The following is a 24,977-nucleotide window of genomic DNA, read 5'->3' on the forward strand; positions in this document are numbered from 1 at the left end:
CCTAGCTGGAGTAGGCGGAGTTTTCGTGGACGTAGTCGTGGGTCAGGTCGTTGGTCAAGATGGTGGCCTGTGCGGATCCGGCGTTCAGATCAATGTCGATCGAGACGTTGCGGTCCTCTAGCGAGACCAGCGAACGGTCCTCGCCGACACCACCGTTTTTGCAGACCATCACCGAGTTGATCGAGACGTTCAGTTCATCGGGTTCAAAGGCCGCACGCGTGGTGCCGACCTCGGAGAGCACCCGGCCCCAGTTCGGGTCCTTGCCGAAGATCGCGGTTTTCACCAGGTTCGAGCGGGAGACCGCGCGGGATACCTCTAGCGCGTCGGCCTCGGTAGCAGCATTAAAGGTCCGCACCGCAATGGTGTGCTGTGCACCCTCCGCGTCGTCGATGAGCTTGGCCGCCAATTCCTGGCACATATCTGCCAGTGCGGCGGTGAACTCTTCGGTGTCCGGGGTGATCCCGGAGGCGCCGGAGGACATCAGCAGCACCGTGTCGTTGGTGGACATGCAGCCATCTGAGTCTGCCCGATCAAAGCTGACCGCGGTGGCTGCGCGCAATGCCGCATCAAGCTGTGCGGCGTCGAGCACCGCATCAGTGGTCAGCACCACCAGCATCGTGGCCAGCGCCGGGGCGAGCATGCCCGCACCCTTCGCCATGCCGCCCAAGGTGTACCCGCCCACGGCGCGCGAGGCAATTTTTGGCACGGTGTCGGTGGTCATGATGCCGGCCGCCGCCTGATCGGAGGCGTCCTGACCACCGGCGAGCGCGGTTGCTGCGTGATCCACCCCGGCCAGTAGCTTGTCCATCGGCAGTTGTTCGCCGATGAGCCCGGTGGAGGCTACTGCCACGTCACCGGAGGAAATGTTCAAAAGTCCGGCAACGTGCTCCGCGGTGCGGTGCGTGTTGGCAAAGCCTTCGGCTCCGGTGCAGGCGTTGGCGCCGCCGGAGTTCAACACGATCGCGTCCACTCGGCCGTCGGTGATCACCTGTTTGGACCAGTGCACCGGGGCTGCCGCCACGCGGTTGGCGGTGAAGACCGCGGCCGCCGTGTAGTTCGGGCCCTGGTTGGTCACCAGCACCACGTCGTTTTTGCCCGTGGATTTCAGGCCCGCTGGCACGCCTGCGGCGCTAAATCCTGCCGGTGCGGTGACTCCGGCTAGTTCGGCCTGCTCAAAGGTTGGGGTGTGGGTGAGGCTCACGGTGCGACTCCTTGCATTAACAATCCGGTGGTTTCGGGTAGCCCGAGTGCGATGTTCATCGATTGCACGGCGGCGCCGGCGGTGCCCTTGGTGAGGTTGTCCAGCGCGGCGGTGACGATCACGCGTCCGGCGTGCTCGTCGAACGCTAATTGCATGTGCACGTGGTTTGAGGCTTGCACCGCGCCGGTGGTAGGCCACTGCCCCTCGGGCAATAGGTGCACAAATGGTTCGTTGGCGTAGGCCGATGCCCAGGCATCGCGCAATTGGTCGGCGCTAACCCCGGCCTTTACCAGTGCGGTGGCGGTGGTCAGGATGCCGCGCGGCATCGGCGCCAGCGTCGGGGTGAAGGACACGGTGACCGCCTCGCCGGCCAGCTTGGAAAGGCCCTGTTCCATTTCGGGAATGTGGCGGTGCACGCCGCCGACCCCATAGGTGCTCATCGAGCCCATGGTTTCGCTGCCCAGCAGGTGGGTTTTGGCGCTTTTGCCTGCGCCGGAGGTGCCGGAGGCGGAAACGATGACTACGTCTTGTGGCTCAAGTAGCCCGGCGTGGTAACCCGGTGCCAGGGCTAGTTGGCCGCCGGTGGGGTAACAACCGGGTACGGCGACGCGTTTGGCGCCGGCAAGTTTCTCGCGTGTACCGGGAAGTTCAGGCAGTCCGTAGGGCCAGGATCCGGCGTGTGGTGAGCCGTAGAATTTTTCCCAGGCGCTCGCCGATTCCAGGCGGTGGTCCGCACCGGCGTCAATGACCAGGGTGGATTCGGGCAGGGCCGCTGCCACCGCTGCGCTCGCGCCGTGCGGTAGAGCCAGAAAGACCACGTCGTGTCCGGCGAGGTTTTCCACGGTGGTTTCCACCAGTACCCGATCGGCCAGGGAGTGCAGGTGCGGGGCGATGCCGCCTAGTCGCAATCCGGCTTGGGAATGCGCGGTGATCGCACCAATCTCTACCTCTGGGTGATTGGCTAAAATTCTAAGGACTTCGCCTCCGGCGTATCCGCTGGCGCCGGAGACAGCAACTGAAATCGTCATGACCTCACTCTACAACCGGTTATGCATCAAACCTAATAAATATGCATAAATTGTTCGTCATTTCATGCTAGCTCGGGGTTGTCGCTCATCGCACTCACACCCGCCACGCTTAGACTGGAAATAGGCAACGGCCAGCAACTGGCAAGGGACAAAGATTGGAAGCGCATCGTATGAATCAGCAGAGCATACTCGTCTCCCACGCAGGTGGACCCGAAGTGATGGAACTCGGTGTTACTCCCGTCCAGACCCCGGGCGAGGGCCAGGTCTTGGTGAAGATCGAAGCGATCGGCGTGAACTTCATCGAAACCTACCAACGCTCCGGCGTCTACGCGGTGGACTACCCCTTCACCCCGGGAACCGAATTTTCTGGCACCGTGACCGAGCTCGGCAAAAACGTGCGTCACCTGAAGGTCGGGGACCGTGTGGCGACCTCCAGCGGCACCAAGGGCTACGCGCAATTTGCGGTGGTCGACGAAAACCAACTGGGCAAGGTGCCTGACAACGTCGATCTGCGCCTCGCCGCCGCGCTGCCGTTGCAGGGCATGACCTCGCACTACCTGACGCATTCGAGCTATCTGGTCCGTTCGGGCGACGTCATCCTCACCTACGCCGGCGCCGGCGGAGTGGGCCTATTACTGACGCAGATCCTGAAGATGAAGGGCGCGACGGTGATCACCACCGCCTCCACCCAAGAAAAGAAGGACTTGGCGCGTGCCGCCGGAGCAGATTACGTGGTGGCTTACGACCAGGTCGAGGCCACCGTTGACCAGGTCACCGACGGCCAGGGCGTGCATGCGGTCTACGACGGCATCGGCAAAGACACCTTCGACACTTCGCTGAAGGTACTCAAGCGTCGCGGCACACTTGCACTCTTTGGTGGAGCCAGCGGCCAGGTGCCACCCTTTGACCTACAGCGCTTAAACGCGGGTGGGTCCTTGACCGTCACCCGCCCGAAGCTCGCAGACTTCCTAGCCACCGACGAGGAACGCGCCTGGCGTTTTGGCGACGTGTTCGGCTGGGTGGCTTCCGGTGAGCTTGATATTCGGGTGGGCCAACAGTTCGCGCTCAAAGACGCGGACCAGGCGCATCGGGCCTTGGAATCGCGACAGACCACCGGCAAGGTGCTCCTTGTTCCCTAAACGCCTGACTCACGCGCCAAGGCACCCAATAGCACCACATAGCGAAGGCCTGTCACCGAATTTGGTGGCAGGCCTTCGCCGTTGGTTTGATCAGTTGCGGGGCAACCTTAGAAGTGCGAGGAGCCTCCGGCGCCGGAGAAACTACCCCCACCGGAGTAGCCCTGAGAAACACCCGAAGCGCCACCGGATGAGCGTGAGCTATCCACCGAACTGACCGCTTGGCTATACCCGGTGTTGTAGGAACCCACGGACCAATACATCGCCGCCGGGTAGCTGACATCCAAAATTGTGCCGACCGCGCGCGGACTTTGATTCGTTGCGTCATGGCGTGAGCGATTGAGCTCCGTGCGCATTTCTTCCTCCTCTTCCGGGCTCGTCGCATAGGTCAAGATTTGTGCGTTGGCCAAAGCATCAAGTTTTTCGGTCAGTTGCACACGCAAATCCGAAAGCGCATCAAGCGCGTCATCAACCGCAATACTTTCACCGCTCAGCTCATCGCCCAGGCGTTGCAACTGCGTACGGGCTTGAGCCGCGAAGGAATTTAGCGCGGCCGCGCTGGCTCGAACCTCTTCGCTGCTTGCCTGGTCGGTGACAAAATTCTCGGTCAGTTCGGGCAACGCATTGAGGTCTTCAAGTAGCGGGGCGATCTGCCTGCGCCAGGCAGCTTCCCAGTTCGCATCGCGGGTATAGAGCGATGCTGCATCGATGATCGCGTCGTCGGTCAAATCCAGAGTTTGCGCGGTGGACAAGAAATCTTTAGCCCGCAGTACTCCGACACTGCGTGAACGCAGCTTTTTCGTCGCCGCCTCCAACTCTTGGCGCTCACTAAACACCGTGCGGTAATCGGCGCTGAAGTCGGAGAAGCGGCTAGCCAGTACGGTTGCGTGCGCGGCGTCGGCCGGGAGCGTGCGCGCTGCAAGCTCGGTAGTATCCAGGTCCAGCGTGACCCGGGTCAGGTGTTCGGTGCCCTCGGCGAGCGCTTGGCTAAAACGTGTGCGATTGTGTGCGCGTACCGCGGCGGTGATCCCCACCGTGCCCAGCGCCCCGAGTCCGCCAAGTCCCACGGTCCACCCCAGTGCCGGATGCTGATACCAAGGGCGATTCATGATTTTGGACCCGCGCTCGGCGACCGCGATCACCCCGTCAGACCAGCGCCCAGCGTTAAAATCCTCGTAGCCGGCCTCATGAATGGCCCCCATCTGCCCCTCGGAGACCTTACGATCCTCGCCGAAGTAGGTGCCGATCTGCCCGTCTCCTTGGCCCTCCACCGACAGGGTAATAATGAAGTAGCCATCGGCCCAGTAATCGCCATAGTCGTCGGGCTTATCCGAAATCCATTCACGGTGGCTACTGCGCGCAAAATCTAGGGTGTTCGTGTTGATGTCATCGGAATATTCTCCGTTGCGCGAATATACGGCCACCTTGGTCGGCTCATTAAAGTCCAGACGTTCGATCGCGTCGCGCAATTTGTCCTCGTTGAGCACATTTGCGGTGTCATCAACGCTGATCGATTCCAGATTCTCCGGCTCGGCCGCGGCAGCATAGGCTCCGGGGATGATGCTGGCCATCAGCAACGTGGCGGCAAATCCTGCAGCCATGGTGCGACGGATCGGCCTCGCAACTTTGCTCAAGCCTGTTGGGTGGGGCTGATGCATGGAAAATTCCTCCAGAGGGGTGTCGAGATTTATTCCGATCGATGCGCTTATCATTTAGCCTACTAGGTGCTTACGCCGCCGCGCATCCCCACCCAGCTGCGCGCACTGCCCCCACCGGGAAGAATTGAGCCGACCATGGTGAGTCCGCGCAGCGACACTAGTGTTGTGATCCATACGACCAAAAGTGCCCAATGCTTCCCCGTGACCGCTTTCAGGGGCTTTAATAGGTGCAGGACGTCGCAACGTCCGATCCCCTCCAGGATCCATACCCCTTTTTTATGCGAGCCCGTATCCCCCACGAACTCGCAGCCCACTGGTGCACCCCACCCGTAGCGAAGGGACGGATCCGCCCGCTTATGGACTCCGTAGATAGTTCCACCCCCGAGAATTCGTCCATCTACCCGGCGCAGTTTCCGGCCGGTTCGCTGGCCCCAGCGCCACGGACGCTGATCGACATTGTGCAGGCCACCGCCAAGGCCCATCCCGACGCGCCGGCCATTGACGACGGCGCACGCATCGAAAGTTACGCCGAGCTGATCGACGAGGTTAAGACCAAGGCACTACGCCTACATCAGTCGGGCCTCGGCGCCGGGGACCGGATCGGCGTGCGCGTCACCTCCGGGACCGCCGCGCTCTACGAATGGATCCTGGCGATCCTCTGGGTGGGTGCCGCCTACGTGCCGGTGGACGCCGACGATCCCGACGAGCGCGCCAAAACCGTGTTTGACGAGGCCCAAGTGGCCGGTTTCATCTCCGGCACCGATCAGCTGACCGTGATCGACCCGAACCGTCCGGCCCCCTTCCGCAACCCACGCGCCCCACAACTTGGCGACGACGCGTGGATCATCTTCACTTCCGGCTCCACCGGCAAACCCAAGGGTGTTGCGGTCACGCACCGCTCCGCGGCGGCCTTTGTGGACGCCGAGGCGCAAATGTTCTTACCCAACGACCCGCTGAACACTAGCGACCGGGTGCTTGCCGGACTATCGGTGGCCTTTGACGCCTCCTGCGAGGAAATGTGGATCGCCTGGCGCAACGGCTCCTGCCTGGTCCCGGCCCCGCGCGCCCTGGTCCGCAGCGGCATGGACTTAGGCCCCTGGCTGATCTCCCGTTCGATCACCGCGGTGTCCACCGTGCCCACATTGGCCGCGCTGTGGCCGGCCCAAGCACTAGATTCGGTACGTTTGTTGATCTTCGGCGGGGAGGCTTGCCCTCCAGAACTTGCCGCCCGTCTGGCCACCGACAGTCGCGAACTGTGGAACACCTACGGGCCGACCGAGGCGACCGTGGTAGCGTGCGGGGCCACCATGGACGGCAGCTTACCGGTGCGCATCGGATTGCCGCTGGCCGGCTGGGACCTGGCGGTAGTGGACCCCGAAGGTATCCCGGTGCCCGAGGGTCAATCCGGTGAGCTGATCATTGGCGGCGTGGGACTGGCCCGCTACTTAGATCCGGATAAAGACGCAGAAAAGTATGCGCCGATGCCCACCCTGGGTTGGGAACGCGCTTACCGCTCAGGCGATATGGTGATCAACGACCCGCTGGGGTTGGTGTTCATCGGGCGCGTGGATGACCAGGTGAAAATCGGCGGGCGACGCATTGAACTGGGCGAAATTGATGCCGCCCTCGCCTCACTAGAGAGTGTGTCCAGCGCCGCCGTCGCGGTACGCGAAACAAACACCGGCAACAAGATTTTGGTCGGCTATCTGGCTGCGGACCCGGACTACGACCTGAACGCGGCACGCACCGCACTGCTCGAAGATTTACCGGCGGCGATGGTGCCACTGCTCACTCTGGTGGAGACCATGCCGATGAAAACCAGTGGCAAGGTGGATCGTAATGCCTTGCCCTGGCCGTTGGCAGGCGCCGGCGAAGACACCGGCGAGCAACTGAGCGGCTTAGATACGACCGGGCAGTTTGTGGCAGATGCGTGGAAGGGTGCGTTAGGCGCGGCGGTATCCAGCGCGGACGCCGACTTCTTCGGCTCCGGCGGCGGATCGTTGTCTGCCGCGCAGTTGGTCTCCGCGTTGCGCTACCGCTACCCGGATCTGACCGTCGCCGAACTCTACGACTATCCGCGCTTCGGCGCGCTGGTCACCTACCTTGGCGGTAAGCCGGTCAACGACGAGGTGATCGAACCTCGCATCGTTAAACGCACTAAACGCAGTACCCAGATCATCCAGTCGCTGCTGGCGGTGCCACTATTTATCCTTTCCGGGTTGCGCTGGTTCACCTACCTCATGCTGGGGCACTGGTTCTTGCTCAGCGTGGGAATTTTTGATGCGCCGCTGCCGATCCCGTGGTATTTGCTACTGGCCTCGTGGCTGATTTTTGTTACCCCGCCCGGGCGCATGTTGCTCTCGGTGGTAGCAGCGAAACTGCTGCTGCGTGGCCTGACACCGGGCACCTACCGACGCTCCGGGGCGATGCACCTGCGGCTCTGGTTGGCTCAACACATCGCTGACGTGGTCGATCCGGTCTCGCTGGCCAGCGCACCACTGCTGCCCTGGTATGCGCGGATGCTCGGCGCGAACATCGACAAAACCGCTGCCGTGCACACCCTGCCACCGGTCACCGGAATGCTCACCGTGGGCCCCGGGGCGGCCCTAGAGCCCGAGGTTGATGTCTCCGGTTACTGGATCGACGGAGACCTGGTGCACGTCGGACACATCACCGTGGGCGATTTCGCCTCCGTCGGCGCGCGTTCCACGCTGACTCCGGGCGCAATCGTTGCGCCGCACACCATTGTGGAAGCCGGCTCGGCGATCTACGGCGAAACCCGGGAAAACTCCCGCTATGCAGGCTCCCCGGCCACTCGTGCAGGGCGCGCTAAACCGCGCTGGCCCGAACAAGTTCCCGCTTACCGGGTGCTGCCGCGAGTACTCGGCGGAATCGGCTCGCTGGTGCTGAACCTGGCCCAGTGGATCCCCGTGGTCCTCGCGGTGCTCGCCGTGAGCCCGCTACTGGACGGTGACAAGTCGCTGAGCAACATTGGGCTGAGCTTCATTCCCGCCGTGTTGCTGGCGGCGCTGGTCTGGTTCTTCTCGATGATGTTGCTGGTCATTATTCAGGTGCGGCTCTTATCCATTGGGCTGCGTGAAGGTTGGCATCCGATCACCTCGCGGGTGGGCTGGCAGGCCTGGGCCACCGAACGCGTGCTCGATACCGCACGCGATGTGCTGTTCCCGCTCTACGCGTCGCTGTTCACCCCGATCTGGTTGCGCCTGCTCGGTGCGAAGGTCGGGCGCGATGTGGAAATTTCGACGGTACTGCTGATCCCGAAGATGACCACCATCGCCTCGGGCGCTTTTCTGGCCGATGACACCATGGTCGCCTCCTACGAGCTGGGCGGCGGATGGATGCACATCGCCCCGGTACGCGTAGGCAAAAAAGCCTTCCTGGGGAACTCCGGCATCCTGCATGCCGGACGCCGGGTGCCCAAGCGCTCGCTGATCGCCGTACTTTCAGCCACCCCACGCAAGATGAAGGCCGGTACCTCGTGGATCGGCTCTCCCCCGCATAAGCTGCGGCGCACCACCGTGGATGCCGAATCCGAGCGCACCTACAGCCCGCCGATGAAGCTGAAGGTGATGCGCGCACTGTGGGAGTTGACCCGCGCGCTAGCCGTGTTCACCACCGTGGGGATCGCGGCAGCCGTGTTGTGGGCGCTGTCCGCATTGACCAGCTACGGCCATCCGCTCACCGCGGCGCTGCTCTCCGGGGCGGTGCTGGTGGCAGCCGGGGCGGTGGCCGCGCTGACCGCGCTGGCCGCCAAATGGCTGGTGGTCGGGGTGATCCGCCCGGGCGAGCACACGCTATGGAGCTCGTTCATCTGGCGCACCGAGATGGTGGACTCATTTGTCGAACTGGTCTGCGCCCAGTGGTTTGCGCGCCTAGCCTCCGGCACCCCGGCACTAGTCTGGTTCCTGCGTGCGCAAGGCGCCAAGATCGGACACGGGGTGTGGTGCGAAAGTTACTGGTTCCCGGAGGCTGACCTGGTCACCTTGGAGGATCATGCCACGGTGAACCGCGGTTGCGTGCTGCAAACCCACCTCTTCCACGACCGCATCATGTCCATCGACACGGTTACCCTAGGTGCGGGCGCAACGCTTGGCCCGCACAGCGTGATCCTGCCCGCCGCGATCATTTCCGAGGGCACCACCGCCGGGCCGGCCTCGCTGATCCTGCGCGGTGAGCAACTGCCGGCCAATACCTACTGGCGCGGCAATCCGGCGGTACGCTGGAACATCACCACCGATCAGCCAGTGAAAGCCTAGAGGACCGCACCGCATGCCGCAGCAGCTAGATGACTACACCAAACACCACGGCTCCGAGCAGTACACCGTGGAGCACTACGACCTAGAGCTCAAGTGCAAGCTGGCCAGCAACCTGCTCGAGGGCAAGGCCGTACTGCATATCCGCGCGCTGGTCGACCTGGATGTGGTGCGGCTAAACCTGCATGGCTTGCGCGTACTCAAGGCCACCTGCCAGGGCAAAAAGCTGGCGGTCGCCAAAAGGCACCACCGCATCGAGGTGAAACTTCCTGCAATGCTTCCCGCCGGCGAACAGTTGGAACTGGCGCTGCGCTATGCCGGAAACCCGGGGGTGGATGACGGGATGTGGGGCGAGGTCGGCTGGGAGGAACTGACCGACGGGGTACTAATTTCCGGTCAACCCACCGGGGCGGCCACCTGGTTCCCTTGCAACGATCACCCCAGCCACAAATCCAGCTACCGTTTTTCGATCACCACCGATGCCGGCTACCGGGCGGTGGCCAACGGCGAACAGGTCGGCTATTCCCGGGCCGCGAGCGCCGATACCTGGGTCTACGAACAGCGTGAGCCGATCGCCAGTTATCTAGCCACCGTGCAGATCGGACGCTACAGCGAAATCCCCTTTGATAGCCAACGCCACCTGCTGGCCTACGCGGTGCCCGGCATGGATTTAGCGGTGCGCGGTGCCTTTGCCAAACAGGGCGAGATGGCCGAGGTTTTTGAACGGCACTTTGGCCCCTACCCGTACGCCAGCTACAAGATTGTGGTGGTGGACGACGAGCTAGAAATCCCGTTGGAGGCCGCGGGGCTGAGCATTTTTGGGCGCAATCACCTGTCCTTGGACTGGGAGGCGCAACGGCTGATCGCCCACGAATTTTCGCATCAGTGGTGGGGCAATTCGCTGACCTTAAAGCGCTGGAGCGATATCTGGTTGCATGAGGGGTTCGCCTGCTTCAGCGAATGGTTGTACTCCGAATCTGCCGGGTTGCTCTCGCTGGCCGATCGGGCCCGAGCGGCGTGGGAGAAGCTAAACGAGTCCGCGCAGGATCTGGCTATCGGGGCCCCGGGGGCCGAGCAAATGTTCGATGACCGGGTATATAAACGCGGCGCGCTAGCGCTGTTCGCGTTACGCGGTGCGCTGGGTCCCGAAACCTTCTACGCGATGCTCAAAGACTGGGTTGCCACCTATGCCCACGGGCATGTGGACACCGCCGCGTTCCTCGCGCACGCCCAGGGGTTCGCGCCCGACACACTGGATGTCGCCGCGCTTCTAGATCCTTGGCTTTACGAACAAGCGCTGCCGGCCTTCCCGCACTAGCTCGCTGCGTATCGCGGACACCACCGGGGACCACGTGGCGTAGGCCATAGGTCATAAACGCGGTACTCAATGAGCGGTTGGCCAATTATTCACCAGCTGTTCACCTGGCAAAACTAGGCTGAAGCCATGACGGTTGAACTCCCCCTGCTTGAAGATGCGTTTCGCGGCTACTCCGTGCTAGACAACGACGATGATGACCCGGTGCTGGTGCGCGCTGACGGATCCATCGTGGACACCTGGCGCGAGGACTACCCCTACGACGCCAAAATGGAACGGGCGACCTACGATACGCAAAAGCGTGCGTTGCAAATCGAACTACTGAAGCTCCAAAAGTGGCTCAAGGCGCACGATCGGCGGTTGATGATCGTCTTCGAGGGACGCGACGCGGCCTGCAAAGGCGGCACGATCAAACGTTTCACCGAGCATCTGAACCCGCGCGGGGCACGCGTCGTCGCCCTAGAAAAGCCGACCGAACGCGAATCCACCCAGTGGTATTACCAGCGCTACATCGAACATTTCCCGGCCGCCGGGGAGATCGTGCTCTTTGACAGGTCCTGGTACAACCGCGCCGGGGTGGAGCGGGCGATGGGTTTCTGCAGTGAAAATCAGGTTGAGCACTTTTTGGAGCAGACTCCACACTTTGAACGGCTGCTCGTAGAAGAGGGCATTGACCTGGTGAAGTTCTGGTTCTCCGTCTCCGCCGCCGAACAGTTCACTCGTTTCCTCATTCGCCGCATCGACCCGGTGCGCCAGTGGAAGCTCTCCCCCATGGACCTGGCCTCGCTGGACAAGTGGGATGACTACACGGCCGCGAAAAAACAGATGTTCCTGAAGACCGACACCGAGCATGCCCCGTGGACGGTGGTGAAGTCCAACGACAAGAAGCGCGCCCGGCTGCAGGCCATGCGCCACGTGCTGAACCTCTTCGAGTACAAGGGCAAGGACCACGAGCTGGTGGGCACCCCCGATCCGCAGATCGTTGGGCGAGCTGCAAACGTCATCAGCCACGGTGAAGAGTTCTAATACTGCTTCTTGCGGCTTCGCGGCTCTTGCGCCTTCGCGCGGCCCGGCACTACGCTGAGGCAACCGATAAACACCGACGCGACTTTCTAAGTGGTGCGCGAAGTGTGGAGGAAAGCTCATGGCAGAACCTAAGTCCCCCGAATCCCCGGCGCCGGTCTCGGCTGCGCCCGCGCCCTACATCCTTTTTCCGGGCACCGCGGCTCAAGCGTTGGAACGCTACCAAGATATTTTTGGCGGAACGCTCGCGCTCTTTAGCTACGCCGAATTTGCGCGCACCGACGGGCCAGGCGAGCACATCGCCCACGGCATGCTGCACGGTGCACTCACCTTGTACGCGGCCGATGCTGCAGCGGGCGAAGAAGCACTGTCCACCCAAGGTTTAATGCTCAGCCTGCTGGGCACGGCGCCACCTGCAACATTGCATGTCTGGTTCGAGAAGCTCGCCGAGGGTGGCACGATACTCGATCCGCTGGCGCGCAAAGCCTGGGGTGCCAGCGACGGTCAGGTGCGCGATCGTTTTGGGGTGCACTGGCTCATCGGCTACGAACCGGAAAAGTAATCTGAACTAATTTGCGCGCGGTGTCGCCAGGGGCATTCCGTAGGGGTAATCCACCCATGACCCGTCCCCGGTGTGCGGGCAATGTTGTTCGGCCCCGTCGCGGACGCATTTGGTGTCAGCCGGGTAACGGTGGCCCTGTAAAAGTTTGTCGAACTCGATCGCGCCTACCTCGTACAATTCTCGGCCGTCGGAGTAGCGCAACGCATAGCGGAAGTAGCGGAAACTGCGTCTGCTCAGGCGCCGGATCCCCAGCGCGGCGGTGGCTCGTACCGCGACCGGCAGTTGCTTGTTCTCCCGCGGGTGGTCGATCACAACCCATCCTCCGCCCGGGAGCCGGGTTCGGAATCGAACACCGGGGTAAAGTGTTCCACCACGGGGAACGGATCATAAAAATGGTGCAGCGCCTGCTTCCAGAGCTGATACTGAGCTGAGCGGCGAAAGCCTTCGGTGTGTGCGGCCACCGACTCCCATCGCACCAGCAGCAGGTACTGGTTCGGGCTTTGGATCGAACGTGAAAGTTGGAGCGCGATAAATCCTGGTTGTTCTTCGATTAGGCTGCGTGCCTGGCCGAAGGCGAGTTCAAACGCTTCCTCGGCCCCGCTGCGCACAGGCAGGATGGCGTGTTCCACGATCATGGTGTTGCGCTCGTTTCTAGGGTCCGTTGGGGTGCCCGGGTAGCGGGTCCGCGGGCGGTTCGCTAAATTCCACGCTCGGGGTGGGCGGCTCTTCCAGATGTGTCCCGGCACCGCGCTGGATCAGGTTGACCGCGCCCATCGCCAAAAACACCGCCACCGCTACCGCGAGGGCGCCAAGCACCACAATAAGTAGCACCGCGCCAAGCCGCGCGGCGATCCGTGAACCCATATATTGCCCCCGAGGTAGCTACCGTGAACCCTAATTCTAACGTGCACCGGCCGGTGCTAGCTGGCAGATGCGGGAAAAACCAACGCCCCAGGATCATCTGCGTGAATGCAGAGACCCCGGGGCGTTGTTTGCCCGACGCTCGGCGCCGGTTAACATGGTTTAGCGCTGGGTAGCGCCAAACTTTTCGGCCGCCAAGGCTACCGCGGCGGCACGCGCCTCGGAGGCTTCATCGGCGGTCAGCGTGCGATCCTCGGCGCGGAAGCGCAACCCGAAGGCCAACGACTTCTTGCCCTCTTCGATGCCCTGCCCCTGGTATACATCGAACAAGGTGATGTCTTCGAGCAGTGCGCCGGCACCCTCGCGCAGGGTGTCAAGCACATGACCTGCGACGACGTGTTGATCGACGACCAAGGCGACATCCTGGGTGGCCAGCGGCTGAGTAGACAGCGACTGCGCCACCACTACCTGCGGCGCGGCGGCCATCATCGCGGCAGCGTTCAGCTCCATCGCCACGGTGCGCGGCGGCAGATCGGCGTCCTTGAGCAACGCCGGGTGCAGCTCGCCAGCGTAGCCAACCACTTCGCCAGCAACCTTCAGCGTCGCGGCGCGGCCCGGGTGGAAGGCCTGGTGATCGCCCTGAGCGACCTCCAGCTGAACACCCAGGATGTCCGCGACGGTGCGTGCGGCGTCCAAAGCATCGGCCCAGTCCCACAGACGCGGCGCAAATCCGGCGGCGGCCGAAGCCTCATGGCCGGTGAAGACCGCGGCCAGCTGCCATGGCTGGTGGGGAACCCCGTGATACAGGTCCGCCAGCACCTCATCGCTTGGCTTGACGCCCAACGGAGGAAGGAATGCCGAGCCCAACTGCTCGCCCGGCAAGAACACCAGACCACCCTCGTACAAGGCCAAATCGCGGAAACCACGGCCGATATTGCGTCGTGCGGTGTCCAGCAGACCCGGCAGCAGGCTGGTGCGCAGGAAACGGAACTCCTTGGAGATCGGGTTGGCCAGCGACACGGCTTTCACCGTGCTGCCAGCTTCCGGGGTGCCGAAGGTGTTGTTCTGCGCCTCGGAAACGAACGGGTAGGTCAAGACCTCGGTCAGGCCAGCATCGGCAAGGCCCTGCAACAGGCGTCGGCGCTGGGACTGGGTCCGGGTCAGGCCACGTCCTGGTGGGGCCACCGGCAAGGTTGCCGGGATCTGGTCATAGCCAACCACGCGGGCTACTTCCTCAACCAGGTCTTCCTCAATCTCTAGGTCCGGGCGCCAGCTTGGAGCCGAAACCATGAAGCCCTCGGCGTTTTGCTCGACGGTTGCGCCGATGCCCCCAAGCGCGGTGATGGTCTGCTCGTCGGTATATTCCACGCCGATCAGTGCCCCGGCGAAACCGGCAGGCAGCTGAATCTGGGTGTCGGCCGGAACCATGCCTGCGTCGGTGACGTTGGCAGTCTCGGTGCCCCCGGCCAGCTCAACGAGCAGATTCACCGCACGCTGCGCGGCGATGTCCATAATGCGCGGGTCAACCCCGCGCTCAAAACGCTTGGAAGCCTCCGACGGCAGTTTGTGCCGGCGGCGGGATCGGCCGATGGATACTGCGTCAAAGTGTGCGGCCTCGATCAGCACGCGGCTGGTGGAATCGCTGACCTCGGTAGCCGCGCCACCCATGACGCCAGCAATACCCAAAGCACCGGACTCGTCGGTGATCAGCAGGTCCTCCACCGACAGCTCGCGGTTCTTCTCATCGAGCGTGGTGAGCTTTTCTCCGGCGGTAGCACGGCGCACGGTGATCGCACCGGTGAGCTTGTCCGCATCGTAGAAGTGCAGTGGTGCGCCGAGCTCAAGCATCACATAGTTGGAGATGTCGACAACCAGCGAGATCGAACGCATTCCTGCCAGTTGGAGGCGCGAGGCCATCCAGCGTGGGGTGGGCAGCGCCGGGTTGATGCCGGTGACTTCGCGAGTGACAAAACGCGTGCAGCCGGGCACATCGTAGATCGGTGCGTCGTCGGACAGCTTGACCTGGTGGCCGGCGCCGGTTGCCGCGGTGACCTTGATGGTGCTCGCCGGGTCGGTGAACGAGGTGCCGGTGGCTAGGCCGTATTCGCGGGCGACGCCGCGGATCGAGAAGCAGTAGCCGCGATCCGGGGTGACGTTGATTTCAGCGGCCTGATCGTTCAGCCCGAAAAGCTCAAACGCGTCGGTGCCCACCTCTGGGTCTAGCCCGAAGTTTGCCAGCACCATAATGCCGTCGTGGTCCTCGCCGATGCCCAGCTCGCGGGAGGAGGCGATCATGCCGGCTGAAACATGTCCGTAGGTTTTGCGTGGGGTGATCTTAAAATCTCCGGGCAGCACGGCGCCGGGCAGGGTGACTACAACCTTGTCACCCTCCACGAAGTTATGCGCGCCGCAGATGATGCCCTGCACGCCGTTGGGCTCGATGCCCTTGCCGGTCAGCGTCTGCTCGGTACCTTCGGGCACCACGCGGACCTGGCACCAGTTGATAGTTTTGCCGTTGGTCTGTTCTTCCTTCACCAACGAGAGCACCTGACCGACGACGATCGGGCCCGAGAGGTTGTCGGAGGGACGGTGTACGTCCTCTTCCTCCAAACCGACCTTCACCAGATCGGCCATCAAATCTTCGGCGCTTGCATCGGCCGGAAGCTGCGTGTATTCGCGCAGCCATGAAAGTGGAATACGCATAACTTAAATCTCCATCCCGAAGTGCTGGCTGAAACGAATGTCGCCCTCGATCATGTCGTGCATGTCCGGGACGTCGTTGCGGAACATGAGCGTGCGCTCGATGCCCATGCCGAAGGCGAATCCGGAGTATTCTTCCGGGTCGATCCCGGCGGCGCGCAGCACGTTCGGGTTGATCATGCCGCAGCCACCCCACTCGATCCAGCGCGGTCCGCCCTTGGCGCCTGGGTGCCAGATGTCCAGCTCGGCGCTTGGTTCGGTGAACGGGAAGTAGGCCGGGCGCAGACGGATCTGTGCATCCTTGCCGAACATCTGACGCGCGAAGTGCTCCAGCGTGCCGCGCAGATCGGCCATGGTCAGGCCCTTATCTACGGCGAGACCCTCAAACTGGTGGAAAACCGGGGTGTGGGTAGCGTCCAGCTCATCGGTGCGGAAGGTACGGCCCGGGCAGAGCACGTAGACCGGGGTCTCACGCTGCAGCATCGAACGCACCTGCACCGGGGAGGTGTGGGTACGCAGCACCAGGTGCGCGTCGGCCGGCTCAATGAAGAAGGTGTCCTGCATTTCGCGGGCCGGGTGGTCTGGTTTGAAGTTCAGTGCATCGAAGTTGAACCACTCGGATTCAACCTCGGGGCCTTCGGCGATTTCCCAGCCCATACCGACGAAGATGTCCGATACGCGGTCCTGCAATACCGACAGTGGGTGGCGGGCACCGACGCGGCGACGGCGCGGAGCCGCGGTGACGTCGACGGTCTCCTCTTCCAGGATGCGTGCGGCCTCGGCTTCTTCGAGCACTACCGTGCGGGCGGCCAGCGCCTTGTTCACCCGTCCGCGGGCGCCGCCGACGAGCTTGCCGGCCACCGCCTTCTCGGACTTGTCCAGCTTGCCGATCTGCCGGTTCGCCAGCGACAGCGCGGACTTCTCACCGCTGTGGGCGAGCCGTGCATCTTTTAGTTCGGTCAGGTCGCCAGCGGATTCGATGGCTGCCAGTGCAGCTTGAACCGCGGCGTTGATGCCTGCTTCATCTGTCGGATGCGGTGCGTTGAGCTCCGCTTCCGTTGCCTCTTGGATTGTCTGATCAGACATGGGATCGATCGATCCTTCTCTTATCTCGTGGAACTATTAGTCCCTATTCTATTAGCTAAGGCCCGTCAACGTTTCAACGATGACGGGCCCAGGCCGTGAAGAAGCTAACGAATCACTTAGTGACCGGCTGGATCCTTGGCTGCCTTCGGTACAAAAGCGAAAACGAGGATCATCGCTAGGACCAGCATGGCGCCTGCAAAAATCAGCGAGTAGAACACCGCGTAGTTTGCTGCGCCGGTAGCCTTGTACTCGTTTGCACCGGCAACCATGTCGAAGGTGACGGTGTGGTGATCGACCACTCCGGCGGAGTGGGTGAGCACCTTACCGGGGAAGCTGACCTGCAAGTTTGCCTCGGTGAACTGTTCGTTGACCGCGACTTCACCGGCGCCTGGCATCGAGAATCCGAATTCGCCGCCCTGATCGGTCAAGGTAATTGGGAAGCCGAAGGTCATAAATGCGTCCTGTAGCTGGACAAAGTTCATCTTGCCGACGGTTTCAAAGCGCAGGCCGACGTTTTCACCGTCGTCGATGGTGGTGTAGCTCCACTGCTCGCCCAGAATGCTATCCAGCTCGTCGGTGTTCATCTGTGTGGCCAGCACGTCCTCGAACTTCTGGCCCTGCAGGTTTTCCTGATGAGTGGTGAGCTGCAATGCACCGGTAGCCTGATCGGCACCGGTCACGTTGACCTCAGCGTTCATGTTGACGCAGCCGGAGAGGGCCAGCATTGCGGTAAAGACCAGCGCGAGAACGCCAAGAAGTCTCTTCACTCGGATTACTCCTAAAAATTTTGTGGGTTGGTTACGGGTTGCCGTTTCCAGGCACTATGACCAGCTTACGTGGTTCAGTAGGTAGACCCCGAATGGGCCTGGGCCAGGCAGGCAGCCACAATCGGGGCGTCGGCCTCGATCCACGGCACTACCGTGCCCAAGGAATCGTCGAGTTCTAGCCAGGCCAATTGGTCATGTCCATCGAGCGTGTCCGGCGTACCTTCACTGATGGTGGCGAACCAGACGCGCATTGCTGCCCTCTCATTGAGCACCCAGCCCTGGGCGTGCGGACCGGTGATCTCTGCTCCGAGATTCAGCTGTATGCCAAGTTCTTCACGCAGTTCGCGGTGTACCGCATCGATCTGCGACTCCCCCGGTTCGACTTTGCCCCCGGGAAATTCCCAGAGTCCGGCCAGTTCCACCGGCCGATTGCGCCGTGCTGCCAACATCTTGCTGGGCGCTTGGAAACTGTCGATGATCGCTACCGCGACGATTTGTTTGAGCTGCATCGGACGCTGCCTACCGCTGGGCGCGAGCCGACGCGTAGAGGCACACGGTCGCGGCGGTGCTCACGTTCAGCGATTCGGCCACCCCGTAGAGCGGTACTGCGACGTTAAACTGTGCCAGCGCCTTTTCTTGCTCGCTCAGGCCCTGGCCTTCATTGCCAAATAGCCAGATCGTCGGGCGTTCCAGTGCTGGCTCCTGCGCGCTCACGGATTCCAATGAACCAGCGCGTAATACTGCGCCATCTTGCAGGGTGTCTAAGTTGTGTTCGGCGTAGCCATCGGCCGACAAAATTTGGAAGGACTCTTCCGCGCCATTAATTTCGGCCACGACCTGTGCTAGGTCTACGTCGCTGAGCACCGGCAAGTGGAACAGTGAGCCGGCGGTGGAGCGTACGGCTTTGGGGTTATAAATATCAACGCTGTCTTTGGTGATAATCACCGCGTCGGCACCGGCTGCATCGGCGGCGCGCAAGATCGTGCCGGCATTTCCCGGATCCTGAATGCGGCACAGCACCGCGATCAATTTCGGTTTGCTGGCCAGTACCTCGAAAAGCTGCGGCTGGGACATAGCAACTACGGCGAGGATACCTTGGGGGTTCTTCGTGTCTGCCATGGCGGAAATGACATCGCCGGTGACAAAGAAGGTGTGAATGTTAGCTGCATCGAGCAACGTCGCAAATTCCTCATGGCTTTCCAGGAAGCCGGGCACCACGTAGACCTCTTGAACCAGCTGGTCATTACTTTGGTGGGCGAGCAGCGCTTCGCGCACCGATTGCGGGCCTTCGGCGAGGAATTCGCCGGTTGCTTCGCGCCCCTTACGGTGGGCTAGCCGGGCTACTGCCTTCACTCGGTCGGCGCGTGGATTGGACATCACATCATTGGAGAAGCTGGTCATATAACGAGAATACCGGTAGAAACACCGAAGGGTGGGCTCCGCACTATGTGCGGTGCCCACCCTTCGGTGTGATCTGTCCTACCTGAGACTTAGCTCAAAGGGAGAAACAGATTTACTTCATCTGCTGGCGGGATTCTCCACCAGCTGGCTCGAAGCCTGCAGCCTTAGCAGCGTCGGTCGAGTTGAACCAGAACTCGGCTTCGGTCTGCTCGAACCAGGTCGAACCTGGAACGTGGTACTTGTTCGAACCGGCGTTGCCCTTGATGACGAAGCCTTCTGGTGCGTCTTCGCCCTCAACGGCCTTGACTACGCCTTCGCCTTCGACGGACTTAGCTGGTGCAGCAGCCTTCGCAGCCTTTGGAGCCTTAGCTGCCTTTGGAGCAACTGCAACTTCAGCGTTACGTGGTGCGTTGACGTCTGCTGGAAGAGCGTCCTTAGCAACCTTAACCAAGGTAGCGAAAGCGTTCGAATCCGAAACAGCAAGCTCGGAAAGCATACGACGGTCAACCTCGACCTCAGCGGCCTTCAGGCCCTGGATCAAGCGGTTGTAGGTCAGACCGTTAGCGCGGGATGCAGCGTTGATACGCTGGATCCACAGGCGACGGAAGTCACCCTTGCGCTTACGACGGTCATTGAAGCTGTAAACGTACGAGTGGAGCAACTGCTCCTTGGCCTTACGGTACAAGCGCGAACGCTGACCGCGGTAACCCTTTGCGCGTTCCAGAACGACGCGACGCTTCTTATGGGCGTTTACTGCCCGCTTCACACGTGCCACGTGTGTACTCCTTCAAGTCAGTTCCTCCCACCGGGATTACCCGATGAAAGCGAAATCTATGGTTGTTGGGGTGGTGCTTCCCCGAATTGCGAAAAGGGAGAGCTTAGATGCCCAACATCCGCTTGATGGTCTTAACATCGGCCTTAGCGACCAACTGGTCAGAAGCCAGGCGGCGAGTAACGCGCGAGGACTTGTGCTCCAGGTAGTGACGACGGTTAGCCTGCTGGCGCTTGAGCTTGCCGCTACCAGTCAGCTTGAAGCGCTTCTTGGCGCCACTGTGAGTCTTGAACTTCGGCATAGCTGCCGTTCTCCTAACGTGCTCCACATAAATCGTGAGATCTGTGGGGATCATCCGAAGCGGACCCTCTTGGCAAGGTGACCGCTGCTGTTCTCTTGATAGTTGGAACTTCTCAAGGAAGCTCCTTCATCGTTTCCGATGACGGGCCCGAAGGCCCAACAGACTTGGGCTAAGCTTCGTCTTCAGCTACGTTGCGAGCCTGCTCCAGCTTGGCACGAGCATCGTCGTCCATCGCAGCTGCGACGTTCTGACCCTCGGTTTCTACTGGGGCGTCGGTGCGGATCTTGCGCTTCGCGCTATCCCGGCCACCGGACTTCTGCTGTTGCTGCTGCTGTTCGCGGCGAGCTTCTGCCTTGTTCTTCAGCGGACCTACCACCATGACCATGTTTCGGCCATCGATGCGAGGCGTGGACTCTACAAGTCCTACCTCGGCGACGTCTGCTGCAAATTTTTCGAGCAAGCGAATGCCCATTTCTGGACGCTGCTGTTCACGACCGCGGAACTGGATCATGGCCTTGACCTTGTCGCCTGCGCCTAAGAAGCGTAGTGCGTGGCCGACCTTGGTCTCGTAGTCGTGAGTGTCGATCTTCAGACGGAAGCGAACTTCCTTCAGGATCGTATTGGTCTGGTTCTTACGAGCTTCACGAGCCTTGACTGCAGCTTCGTACTTAAACTTGCCGAAGTCCATCAGCTTGCATACAGGAGGCTTGGCGGTCGGTGCGACCTCAACCAAGTCCAGATCGGACTCGACAGCTAGACGGAGTGCGTCCTCAATACGGACAATTCCTACTTGCTCACCATTGGGTCCGACGAGACGTACCTCTGGCACGCGAATGCGCTCATTAATGCGTGGATCGCTGATGTGTCACTCCTGATTTTCGTAAGTCACTTACTCGCAAACAAAGAAGGCCTCCGTCTGCGAGGTGCAGGCGAAGGCCAAAACATAGACGACACAATAGTTAAGCGAATCTCATCGCAAAACTATTTCGGGATACCGCGAGGTATCCTGCCGAATGACCCGGAAGCCTCAACGGCTACAGCGGGTGGGAGTTGGCCTCCACTTGCATGGCTCAACACTGATCTCTTGTGGACATCATCCGGATACCGGACGCTCTCAAGTACCTGTATTGAGTCGGTCTATGACAAGCTTAGCAGTATGAGTACTCAAGACACCAACTCGCAGCAGGAAGCTGTCGAGCAGCAGATGCGAGACATCGCTGAAGTTCCAGCAGTAGAAATCATCACCACCGGCGCGGTTCACCTGATGAGCGCGGCAGCGGTCAAATGTGGTCTAGCAGCGGGCGATGATGCCGATGAGCTGAAGGATCTTGATGAAGCTCGTAAACTAATTACGGCACTAGCTGGCCTAGTCACCGCCGGCGCACCGGAGATTGGCTCGCAGCATGCGGCCCCACTGCGCGATGGACTACGCAGCCTGCAGCTGGCCTTCCGCGAAGCCTCGTTGATCCCCGACGAGCCAGGTAAGGGCCCGGGCGAAAAGTACACCGGACCAGTTAACTAGCGTTTATTGCACTAAATTTAAGAGATTAACGTCATGGACTCGCTTCCCTATGGGAAGCGAGTCCATTGTTCTTTAGCTCACTTATTGGGTGAAATTACCCAGCGAGTAGTGCGCGGGGCACGAATATCAGGCAGCGCGGAGCTATCCGATGGCTTCCAACCTGCGACGACGCGCGCGGCGCACCCGGCGACGAATCTGCTGGGCGATCAGCGCAATGATCACGATGAACACCGCCAGGGCACCGATACCGATGAAGGCTTCTGCCGGACCCAGCGTGTCAACGAAGATGCCTGTCAACGGTGAACCGAGAGCGGTGCCGGTAGTCATCGCCGAACCATACCAACCCATCGCCTCGCCGCGGCGTTTTTCTGCGACCAGATCGGTGAGCCATTCGGAGGCTGCCGAAAGAGTTGGAGCGCAGAGGAATCCGGGGGCCAACGACAGTAAGGCCAAGGACCAGGTGTCGGTGGCAAAGTACATGGGCACGGTAAGTATGGCCATGGCCAGCAACAGCATGAGCGGGGAGATCGAACGATTCATCGCCCCATAAAGCAACCCGCCAATGAGCGAGGACCCGCACCAGAAGAGGAATACGATTCCTAGGTCTCCCGAGCGTGACTGGGCTTCAAGCTCGGCGACGATACCCACTTCGGTGCCGGTAAGCAGCGCTCCGGCACCGCCAGCGGCGATGAAAACCGCAAGTACCGAGGCGCTAATCCAGTTAAACCGACCCTTAAAGGCTCGACCTCGGCTCTTAATTCTGGCGCGCGCTGATTTCCAGCCGGCGGTAATCAGTTCGCCTTCCACCTCGGCTACGCCAACCGGTGCAGCTGCAATGAAGCTGGCTTCCGCGCCGAGGCGTTCCTCATGCACGTTGGCGCGCATCGCGACCGCTTTGGGATCATCACTGCGTGTGGGTGGGTTTAAAATCATCAGCGCGAGGCCAGCGAGCGAGGCGGTGATTCCTATGACGCTCAGTCCGATGGTGCTGCTGACCTGCGTGGCGACGATTCCTGCGGAGGCCGGTCCGACGATGAAGACGAGCTCGGTGCCGGTGGCATCGAGCGCAAAAGCCGTGCGGCGTTGGTCTCCGGTGGTCATGATGCCCAGTGCCGTGCGCACTACGGAGAACACCGGTAAGGAAAATAGCCCGCCAATGAATGCCAGCGGGTATACCCATTCCAGTGCAACGTGGGGCACGGTGCACCAGACGAGGGTTTCCACGAAGATCGAGGGGATCAGCGCCCGGCGCAGACCCCACGCATCAACGCGGGCCCCACGCCACGGTGCACCAATGGCGATACCCAGGGTCATTAAAGCGGTGACTAGGCCGGCAGATACCCAACTCTGATCAAGGTTGGTGACCAGGTGCAAAAGCAAGAGCATACTCAGCGCCGAATGCGGAAGTCGAGCAATCATTCCGATGACCAGTAACGATGAGATCTGCGGCTGCCGCAGAATCTGCCAATACCGTTTCATACCCGGGCTTTTCCTTCTCTATTAGTTTGGTGCGCTGTGCAAGCTCACTTCGATTGAATCTACCGCTTCGGCGAATTCTGGGTTTTGGGCGAGTAGCCCATGAATACTCTGGGTGATCTGTCGAGCTTCGTCCTCCGGGGTTCCGGCGGCGAACACGAACTGCAAATTCAGTTCTGGACCCGAGCCTCCACCGAGAACTGGGGCGCCTAGCTGGTCACGCGAACCGACTCCGCGACCCGGAGCAAGCTTCACCGTCCGTAATTTCTGGTGTCCGGCGGTAGCTTCCTCGACCAGCTTGGCCACCTGCTCGTTCAAATAACTCGGAGTCCAGTCAATTTGTTTAGCCAGCGTCCACATTCCCGGGCGGCGCAGCACAAAAGTGAAGTCGCTGCCGGGATCGAGCACTAATAGCTGGGCTTCCTCACTGACCGCGGACAGGGCCGCACGCGGGGCGTACACCGCGACCGGTCGGGCCTGATCATGCCAGGCTTGCAGACGTTCGACGGTAGTGAACACGGGTAGGGCCATACGGCCATCGGGTGCCTTGATTTTCACCAAGGCCATATCCGCTTCCTTGTCCGCGGCGAAACCGTGCTCGGTCATCGCTTCCTCACCCAGTTGCGCGACCACTGCTACGAAAATCCGCGCCTGGGACAGCGCGCGATGTACCCCCGCTTCGTCCCCGGTCCCAGCACGCAGCCCGGCAAGGGCCTGGACCACTCCAGCGTCGGCGGATCCATCGTCCTTATCAAATTTGTGCAGGGGATTTTCTTCGCCACTGAGATCTCGCCCATCCCAGCTTTGGCCCGCAGAATCAGCGTGATTACCGGCTTGTGCCAAGGCCGCTGTAATGTGGCCGGGCAGGTGTCGGGTGGGTTCTGATTCTGGGTGCAAAGCGCTCATAAAACAATGCTATCTGGCGTGCGCAAATAGAAAAGACCTCAAAGCTTGCTGCGTCCATGAGCTTGGCCACCCATGGCGGTGACACGCGACGATAAAGTCGCACTCCCCCAGCATTGGTGGTTTCGGTGGTCCCCGATTTTGCCGATTGTCCTTTTACATCGATGTCGAATTAAAAAAGCAGGACCCGAGGGAGCATTAGGCGCTGCCTCGGGTCCTGCAATGGCTGTGTGTTTAGCGGCGGCCGGCCACGTCTAGCGCTTGGGCGAGAGTGAACTGACCTGCGTACAGGGCCTTGCCCATGATCGCGCCTTCGATTCCCTCGGAGACCAATTCGCGCAGGACACGCAGGTCTTCGAGCGAGGAGATACCGCCGGAGGCAATGACCGGCTTGCTGGTCTTCGCGCAGATTTCACGCAGCAGCTCAACGTTTGGGCCACGCAGTGTTCCGTCTTTGGTCACGTCGGTGACCACATAGCGGGCACAGCCGGCGTCTTCCAAACGAGCCAGGACGTCCCAGAGATCGCCCCCATCTTTAGTCCAGCCATGGCCAGAGAGGGTGGTTCCGCGAACGTCCATGCCGACGGCAATCTTGTCACCGAAACGTTCGATCGCCCGAGCGGTCCATTCTGGATTTTCCAGTGCGGCGGTGCCTAGGTTCACGCGGGTCGCCCCGAATTCTAGCGCGCGTTCCAGCGAGGCATCGTCACGGATGCCGCCGGAAAGCTCTACCTTGATGTTCAGTTCTTGCGCGATACGCTGGACCACATCGGTGTTGTTGCCACGGCCGAATGCTGCATCGAGGTCCACCAGGTGCAGCCATTCGGCGCCTTCGCGCTGCCAGGACAAGGCAGCTTCCAGTGGGTCGCCGTATCCGGTTTCCGATCCGGCTTCGCCCTGGACCAGGCGCACGGCCTGACCGTCGGCAATATCTACCGCCGGAAGCAGTTCAAGAATAGGTAGCTCGCTCATAATTTCCTTCTATCACTAA

23 protein-coding genes are annotated in these 24,977 nt (G+C 61.3%); 6 read left to right on the plus strand and 17 right to left on the minus strand.

Annotated elements, in window-relative coordinates:
- Position 1: 1 nt before the first annotated feature.
- Both argJ and argC read right to left on the minus strand, forming a co-directional pair.
- Complete coding sequence (gene argJ / locus CQ011_RS15140; RefSeq protein WP_105678555.1) at positions 2 to 1,201, minus strand: bifunctional glutamate N-acetyltransferase/amino-acid acetyltransferase ArgJ; 1,200 nt, start codon at positions 1,199 to 1,201, stop codon at positions 2 to 4.
- Positions 1,198 to 2,229 carry an N-acetyl-gamma-glutamyl-phosphate reductase gene (argC, locus tag CQ011_RS15145; RefSeq protein WP_105678556.1) on the minus strand — a complete coding sequence of 344 codons (1,032 nt, stop codon included), beginning with the start codon at positions 2,227 to 2,229 and terminating at the stop codon, positions 1,198 to 1,200. The genes argJ and argC overlap by 4 nt, the downstream gene beginning before the upstream one ends.
- 170 nt (positions 2,230 to 2,399) lie before the next feature.
- Here argC and CQ011_RS15150 point away from each other — a divergent pair, with 170 nt between their 5' ends.
- Positions 2,400 to 3,368 (plus strand): quinone oxidoreductase family protein, encoded by a 969-nt coding sequence (locus tag CQ011_RS15150; RefSeq protein WP_105678557.1) that lies wholly within the window; start codon positions 2,400 to 2,402, stop codon positions 3,366 to 3,368.
- A 107-nt stretch (positions 3,369 to 3,475) separates the two neighbouring features.
- Here the strand turns inward: CQ011_RS15150 and CQ011_RS15155 are convergent, their stop codons facing one another.
- The gene (locus tag CQ011_RS15155; RefSeq protein ID WP_181148153.1) at positions 3,476 to 5,023 is read right to left on the minus strand and encodes a DUF5129 domain-containing protein; all 1,548 of its coding nucleotides are present in this window, start codon (positions 5,021 to 5,023) and stop codon (positions 3,476 to 3,478) included.
- A gap of 356 nt (positions 5,024 to 5,379) precedes the next feature.
- Between CQ011_RS15155 and CQ011_RS15165 the strand changes: the two genes are divergently transcribed.
- The 4 genes from CQ011_RS15165 to CQ011_RS15180 all read left to right on the plus strand — a co-directional run bounded on the left by CQ011_RS15165 (position 5,380) and on the right by CQ011_RS15180 (position 12,197).
- Entirely contained in the window at positions 5,380 to 9,300 is a 3,921-nt protein-coding gene (locus tag CQ011_RS15165) for a Pls/PosA family non-ribosomal peptide synthetase (protein ID WP_105678560.1), read from the plus strand.
- A gap of 13 nt (positions 9,301 to 9,313) precedes the next feature.
- Complete coding sequence (locus CQ011_RS15170; protein WP_105678561.1) at positions 9,314 to 10,615, plus strand: M1 family metallopeptidase; 1,302 nt, start codon at positions 9,314 to 9,316, stop codon at positions 10,613 to 10,615.
- 126 nt (positions 10,616 to 10,741) lie between these two features.
- The gene (gene ppk2 / locus CQ011_RS15175; protein ID WP_105678562.1) at positions 10,742 to 11,638 is read left to right on the plus strand and encodes a polyphosphate kinase 2; all 897 of its coding nucleotides are present in this window, start codon (positions 10,742 to 10,744) and stop codon (positions 11,636 to 11,638) included.
- A gap of 118 nt (positions 11,639 to 11,756) precedes the next feature.
- On the plus strand, positions 11,757 to 12,197 hold the full coding sequence (locus CQ011_RS15180; protein ID WP_105678563.1) for a VOC family protein: 441 nt from the start codon (positions 11,757 to 11,759) through the stop codon (positions 12,195 to 12,197).
- A 6-nt stretch (positions 12,198 to 12,203) separates the two neighbouring features.
- Here the strand turns inward: CQ011_RS15180 and CQ011_RS15185 are convergent, their stop codons facing one another.
- The 11 genes from CQ011_RS15185 to infC form a co-directional block, all read right to left on the minus strand.
- Entirely contained in the window at positions 12,204 to 12,509 is a 306-nt protein-coding gene (locus CQ011_RS15185; protein WP_105678564.1) for a hypothetical protein, read from the minus strand.
- Entirely contained in the window at positions 12,506 to 12,832 is a 327-nt protein-coding gene (locus tag CQ011_RS15190; RefSeq protein ID WP_105678565.1) for an antibiotic biosynthesis monooxygenase family protein, read from the minus strand. The genes CQ011_RS15185 and CQ011_RS15190 overlap by 4 nt, the downstream gene beginning before the upstream one ends.
- A 16-nt stretch (positions 12,833 to 12,848) precedes the next feature.
- Positions 12,849 to 13,061 carry a hypothetical protein gene (locus CQ011_RS15195; RefSeq protein ID WP_105678566.1) on the minus strand — a complete coding sequence of 71 codons (213 nt, stop codon included), beginning with the start codon at positions 13,059 to 13,061 and terminating at the stop codon, positions 12,849 to 12,851.
- 159 nt (positions 13,062 to 13,220) lie between these two features.
- Complete coding sequence (gene pheT, locus CQ011_RS15200) at positions 13,221 to 15,761, minus strand: phenylalanine--tRNA ligase subunit beta (RefSeq protein WP_105678567.1); 2,541 nt, start codon at positions 15,759 to 15,761, stop codon at positions 13,221 to 13,223.
- 3 nt (positions 15,762 to 15,764) lie between these two features.
- The gene (locus CQ011_RS15205; RefSeq protein ID WP_105678568.1) at positions 15,765 to 16,844 is read right to left on the minus strand and encodes a phenylalanine--tRNA ligase subunit alpha; all 1,080 of its coding nucleotides are present in this window, start codon (positions 16,842 to 16,844) and stop codon (positions 15,765 to 15,767) included.
- A gap of 116 nt (positions 16,845 to 16,960) precedes the next feature.
- Complete coding sequence (locus tag CQ011_RS15210; protein ID WP_105678569.1) at positions 16,961 to 17,611, minus strand: LppM family (lipo)protein; 651 nt, start codon at positions 17,609 to 17,611, stop codon at positions 16,961 to 16,963.
- 74 nt (positions 17,612 to 17,685) lie between these two features.
- The gene (locus tag CQ011_RS15215; RefSeq protein ID WP_105678570.1) at positions 17,686 to 18,120 is read right to left on the minus strand and encodes a (deoxy)nucleoside triphosphate pyrophosphohydrolase; all 435 of its coding nucleotides are present in this window, start codon (positions 18,118 to 18,120) and stop codon (positions 17,686 to 17,688) included.
- Positions 18,121 to 18,130: 10 nt separating this feature from the next.
- Positions 18,131 to 19,012, minus strand: a complete 882-nt coding sequence (locus tag CQ011_RS15220; protein WP_105678571.1) for a TrmH family RNA methyltransferase — start codon at positions 19,010 to 19,012, stop codon at positions 18,131 to 18,133.
- Positions 19,013 to 19,124: 112 nt separating this feature from the next.
- A complete protein-coding gene (gene rplT, locus CQ011_RS15225; protein ID WP_105678572.1) occupies positions 19,125 to 19,787 on the minus strand; it encodes a 50S ribosomal protein L20, sunset domain variant in 663 nt (220 codons plus the stop codon).
- Between the two features lie 103 nt (positions 19,788 to 19,890).
- On the minus strand, positions 19,891 to 20,085 hold the full coding sequence (gene rpmI, locus CQ011_RS15230) for a 50S ribosomal protein L35 (protein ID WP_096254473.1): 195 nt from the start codon (positions 20,083 to 20,085) through the stop codon (positions 19,891 to 19,893).
- A gap of 169 nt (positions 20,086 to 20,254) precedes the next feature.
- Positions 20,255 to 20,914 carry a translation initiation factor IF-3 gene (infC, locus tag CQ011_RS15235; RefSeq protein ID WP_502692891.1) on the minus strand — a complete coding sequence of 220 codons (660 nt, stop codon included), beginning with the start codon at positions 20,912 to 20,914 and terminating at the stop codon, positions 20,255 to 20,257.
- 327 nt (positions 20,915 to 21,241) lie between these two features.
- Here infC and CQ011_RS15240 point away from each other — a divergent pair, with 327 nt between their 5' ends.
- Positions 21,242 to 21,607, plus strand: coding sequence for a DUF1844 domain-containing protein (locus CQ011_RS15240; RefSeq protein ID WP_105678573.1), 366 nt, complete (start codon positions 21,242 to 21,244; stop codon positions 21,605 to 21,607).
- Positions 21,608 to 21,748: 141 nt separating this feature from the next.
- On the opposite strand, the gene CQ011_RS15245 is transcribed toward CQ011_RS15240, so the two are convergent.
- From CQ011_RS15245 to priA, 3 genes are all read right to left on the minus strand, one after another.
- Positions 21,749 to 23,086 carry an MFS transporter gene (locus CQ011_RS15245; RefSeq protein WP_105678574.1) on the minus strand — a complete coding sequence of 446 codons (1,338 nt, stop codon included), beginning with the start codon at positions 23,084 to 23,086 and terminating at the stop codon, positions 21,749 to 21,751.
- A 21-nt stretch (positions 23,087 to 23,107) separates the two neighbouring features.
- Positions 23,108 to 23,989: an SseB family protein gene (locus tag CQ011_RS15250; RefSeq protein WP_105678575.1), complete on the minus strand. Its 882-nt coding sequence runs from the start codon at positions 23,987 to 23,989 to the stop codon at positions 23,108 to 23,110.
- 231 nt (positions 23,990 to 24,220) lie between these two features.
- The gene (gene priA / locus CQ011_RS15255; protein ID WP_105678576.1) at positions 24,221 to 24,958 is read right to left on the minus strand and encodes a bifunctional 1-(5-phosphoribosyl)-5-((5-phosphoribosylamino)methylideneamino)imidazole-4-carboxamide isomerase/phosphoribosylanthranilate isomerase PriA; all 738 of its coding nucleotides are present in this window, start codon (positions 24,956 to 24,958) and stop codon (positions 24,221 to 24,223) included.
- Positions 24,959 to 24,977 lie beyond the last annotated feature (19 nt).

It is taken from the genome of Arthrobacter sp. MYb213 (assembly GCF_002979915.1).
Taxonomy (GTDB): domain Bacteria; phylum Actinomycetota; class Actinomycetes; order Actinomycetales; family Micrococcaceae; genus Glutamicibacter.